This is a genomic window from Dawidia cretensis, assembly GCF_018598175.1.
GTDB lineage: Bacteria > Bacteroidota > Bacteroidia > Cytophagales > Cyclobacteriaceae > Ohtaekwangia > Ohtaekwangia cretensis.
Genome location: NZ_JAHESE010000272.1, coordinates 1 through 231 on the forward strand (window position 1 = coordinate 1; position 231 = coordinate 231).

General features: G+C 32.5%; 1 protein-coding gene. It reads right to left on the minus strand.

Features of this window, described 5'->3' with window-relative positions:
* Positions 1 to 231 (minus strand): hypothetical protein (locus KK062_RS30615; protein WP_254088162.1); only part of this gene is annotated, 231 nt, incomplete at both ends.

The following is a 231-nucleotide window of genomic DNA, read 5'->3' on the forward strand; positions in this document are numbered from 1 at the left end:
CTTGTATGCTGATGAACAGAATTACCAGCAATACAACAAACAGCGTATCTACACCGTAGAAAATCAAGAAAAATGCCACTAAGGCAAGAAAGAAAAGCTGAAACAATATCTCTGTTATTTTTTCTTCTAAGAATGTAAAAAAACTCACAATTTCCAACCCTTTCCTCGTATATTTTCCAATAAATGAACAATCCCGATTTCTTTCATTTTCTTTTTTAGACGGGTCATATT